Here is a 4,043-nt window from a genome sequence, read left to right on the forward strand (position 1 = left end):
TTGTTACATATTCGACATAGTTTTGTTACATAAAAACATAATTTTTAAATAAATATGTTGACTTATGCAAATAATCTTTGATATTATTGATTTTATAATAGCAATAAATAACTTTTTGTTACAAGGGGGAATTATGGGAAAAATAGTTGAGTATGATAGTAAAATGAATGAATTGAATTTTGGAAAATTTAAAGAAAAAGAAATGGATTTATTTTTCTCTATTTGCTACAAGATGAAAAATGAGGGTTTAAATGAAGTTACTTTAACATTCCAGGAGCTAAAAGAACTTTCTAATTATTCTAATAGAAATTTAGATAGATTTATAAAAGATTTAGAGAGTACATATGATAAAATGTTAAATATAAAGATTAGAACAGAAACTAAAACAACTATAACAAAGATAATACTTTTTACTAGATACCATATTGAAAAAGAGGATAGAACGGTAAGAATTAAGATGCATGAAGACGGTAAATATCTACTTAATGATATTGAAAAATTCACAAAATTTGATTTAATGGAGTTTGTAAGTTTGAAAAGCTCTTATGCTAAAAATATGTTTAAAATGCTAAAGCAGTTTGATAATGAGGATAGCTATAATTGGTATCAAATAAAGATAGATGATTTTAAAATAATGCTAGACGTTCCAAAGAGTTATAAGATGTCGCACATTGATAGTTTTGTATTATCTCCAATCCTGGAACAATTAAAACCATGTTTCAATGGTTTAAAATTAGAAAAAATAAAAAAAGGTGTAAAGGTTGATAGTTTAAAATTTACCTGGAAAGCAAAAAAGAAAAAGCAAGTTGAAGAAATTCAAGCTATAAAGAAGAGAAGTTCTATTGGCGAAAGAGAGTTGGAACAACATTTAAAACAGTTTGAAAAAGTTGAAGAAAATAACGGCCTAAAAATCCAGGAGATAAAAAAAGAAATAAATCAAATGGATCAAGTGGAAAAAATAAAAATATCTAAAGTTGATTATAAGGAATTATATAAAAAATACCTGGAAGAAAATAATATAAAACATAGTATATCAGTTAGAAAGATATTTGATACTATGAATAAATCAAAATATGAGATTGTAGAGTTTGAGACAAAAGAGTATATCCAAACTAAAATATATACAGTTGAAGATATTGACGAAAGTCTTTTAGTATCTAAAAATGGTAGAAAATTAGTTGGAATGGCCAAGCAGCATAAAATAAAAAAAATATTAGAAGAAATGAACTCGTAAAATTGATTATAAAGCCTTATAAAGTAAAGGGGCTTGTGTTTATACCCTTTGATTTTATTGACATTTATAAAAAAAGAGAGTATAATCGCATTAACAGTTAAAAATATGAAAAATGTCAACATAGACACAAAAGAAAAGAAGTAAAGCCTAATCAACTTTACTTCTTTTTTTGTTTTTTGTATGGTACTATATTCAAAGGTGCTAGATTCAACATAAAAGAAAAGACCCCAACAGAAAGGGGGTGGCTATGTTGTATTTCATATTAATAACTGTAATTTTCTTTATGTTAACTAAGTTAGCATACTAGGAAACAAAATTAGAATTTAGCACTTAGTGGGATTGATTGCCCCACGATTGGAGAGGGTTAAGCCTCTCCTTTTTTTTATGAATAAGAGAAAAATGTCGCACCTCCATAGTTATTGAGGTTGTAGAGTGATATAACGGTATTTTTATTATATTTTTAGTTGCATGAAAAGAGTCGTGAATTTTATTGTATAAAAAAATAGGTTATTGTAGATGCGATTATATGAATTTTTTTTTGATAGGGGGGAGGCTCGAAAGTTGGAATATAAATTAAAAATACAGTACTGGGTATAGGTGGATATTTTAAGTTAAAATTAAGAGACGAATTCGTCCATTTTTTATAAAAAAATATATAAAGTATGGAGAAATATTGAGCTGAGATAATGGCTAAAAGTGTTGTTAATTCTATGTAGTTGTTTTTAATTGCTTTTTATTTCATATTTTTTAAATTTTTTCAAAAAGTTAAAAAAATAACCTATAAAATAACTAAATTTCAAATATTATTTTTTATCAAATTATGGTAAAATAAATATATAAACAATCAAAAGTGCATAGATTTGACAAAGTAACATAAAAAGCACATAATTAAAGTGTGATAAATACAAAAAATAGAGTATCGACCAATTTATATCATAAGTTCCTTTCCGGCAAGTTAGAAAACTTATAATATATCCCCTGGGAATACTCTACTTTTGCTATACATATGAGTTTCGGATAGTAAAAACTATTCCAAACTGTTTGTATGATATAACCTATTATATTATATTCAAACTGTTTAAATCAACTAAATAATAAATTTTTTGTTAAAATAGTTGATTTTTGTTTAGGGAATTGATGAAAAACCTTATAAACGAACTGTTTGAAAATTAGGGCAAAAGTAGAATAGAACTGGATTGATACCTCTAAAAATTAAATGGAGGTATTTTTTTATGGAAAAGAAAGCAGTAAAGTTAGTTAAAACAGAATCACAACCAGTAAGAGGATTAACTATTCAAGTTACACCGGAAATATATGATCGTTTGAATAAAATGTCATATGATTTGAAAATAACTAAGAGAGCATTGATAAATACGGCAATAGTTAAATTGCTAGATGTAATTGAAGTTGTTGGGGTGGAGCTATGACACTCACTGGAGTTGGTATTGATACCATACAAATAGAAATTAAAGGTTTGCATGAAATAAAAACAGATAACAGACTAATATTGAGCGATAAGACGACATATACGGCAAAAGGTAATACGAGGTTGGTGTTAAGGGGTTTAAATGGATTGTCTAGTATTAGCGAGATATTGGGTTACATACAAGAATTAAAAGAAATATTAGGGCAAGAGGTGGAAATTGTGAGAGTTGACATTGCGTCAGATAGTAAAGAATATTTGAAAGATAATATCAACCTAGCTAGATTGTTCTTGGAGTGTTTAAACATTGCTAGAGGAAAAGAAAACGGAGATATATTTAAGACTATAAAAGGGATTGAAAAAGAGGGGAATATAAAACTTTCTAATGGAAGAACTAAAACAACTTTCTATAGTTGTGTTGACAAAGATAGACCTGCAAATACGAGGTTAGAAAATAAAGTTGAGGATATTAGAAGTATACGAGCTAATAAAGAAAAATTAGAGAATGAGATTAAAAAATATGTCCAAGAAATGAAAGGGTTAGAGTTGTTAGTTGGAAAAGTAGAGTGTAAATACATTGAAGAACTAGCTAAATTGTATCAAGAAACAAAAGGGAAGAAATACAGAACGTTTTCAGAATTTGTGGCTTGTATGGATAGTCAAGGTTATATTATGACCTCAGAAATATTAAAAGGTTTAATAATTAAAGTTGGTTTAACTATTGGATATAAAAAATTTGTAGAAAACTTTAGAAAGACTAGAAAAGAAACTTTGAATTTTACAACTAAAACGGAGCTGAAAAGGTTTGTTAAAGACTTGGAAAAGAACTTAAAAATAGCACTAAAAAATTAACAAAAAGGCACCTTGTATGGTGCTTATTTGTAAAAAAAACATCGTTAAAAAAAGCATTACAAACCCTCTATTAGAGATAGAAAAGAGAGGTTTTTGTAGTTGTTGCAATGGTATAGATTAAGGAAAGTCATCTTTTCCCAGTGTGAATAATTAAGTTGATGATGTATTTTAATTTAGATTTTTTTACTGGGATAGGTAGGACATGAAAAAATAATAAGATAGGGGTTTTTATGAAATAACGAAAGTGTATTGAGTAAAAATACCAAAGGGGGTTAAAAATGAAAGTGTTAAATAAATGGGATATCCCAGGAACAAATGGAAGATACGAGTTGCATTTGATTAAATACAATGAGAATAAAACAGATTATGAGGTTTGGAGCAATAGAAGTAAAAAGCATTTAAAGGATACTACGGCATGGGGAACTTACAAAGGTTTAATGAGAACATTTGGGCTAGTATTTGAAGATGAGAAAGACACTGTACAAAGAAAAATGTATCTAAAAGGGGTCCCATCAGGAAAACGCGGAATAACAA

4 protein-coding genes are annotated in these 4,043 nt (G+C 27.5%); all 4 read left to right on the forward strand.

All coding sequences use genetic code 11. The annotated features are described in order from the left end of the window. Positions 1-133 precede the first annotated feature (133 nt). Positions 134-1,234: a replication initiation protein gene (locus HMPREF0202_RS14615; RefSeq protein ID WP_051364104.1), complete on the forward strand. Its 1,101-nt coding sequence runs from the start codon at positions 134-136 to the stop codon at positions 1,232-1,234. Between the two features lie 1,232 nt (positions 1,235-2,466). Then, positions 2,467-2,661 (forward strand): hypothetical protein, encoded by a 195-nt coding sequence (locus HMPREF0202_RS00010; protein WP_023049553.1) that lies wholly within the window; start codon positions 2,467-2,469, stop codon positions 2,659-2,661. Further along, the gene (locus HMPREF0202_RS00015) at positions 2,658-3,509 is read left to right on the forward strand and encodes a hypothetical protein (RefSeq protein WP_023049554.1); all 852 of its coding nucleotides are present in this window, start codon (positions 2,658-2,660) and stop codon (positions 3,507-3,509) included. The genes HMPREF0202_RS00010 and HMPREF0202_RS00015 overlap by 4 nt, the downstream gene beginning before the upstream one ends. 278 nt (positions 3,510-3,787) lie before the next feature. Further along, a partial coding sequence (locus tag HMPREF0202_RS00020; RefSeq protein WP_023049555.1) for a hypothetical protein occupies positions 3,788-4,043 on the forward strand: 256 nt, incomplete at its 3' end.

This window comes from Cetobacterium somerae ATCC BAA-474 (assembly GCF_000479045.1).
In the GTDB taxonomy this organism is placed as follows: Bacteria; Fusobacteriota; Fusobacteriia; order Fusobacteriales; family Fusobacteriaceae; genus Cetobacterium_A; species Cetobacterium_A somerae.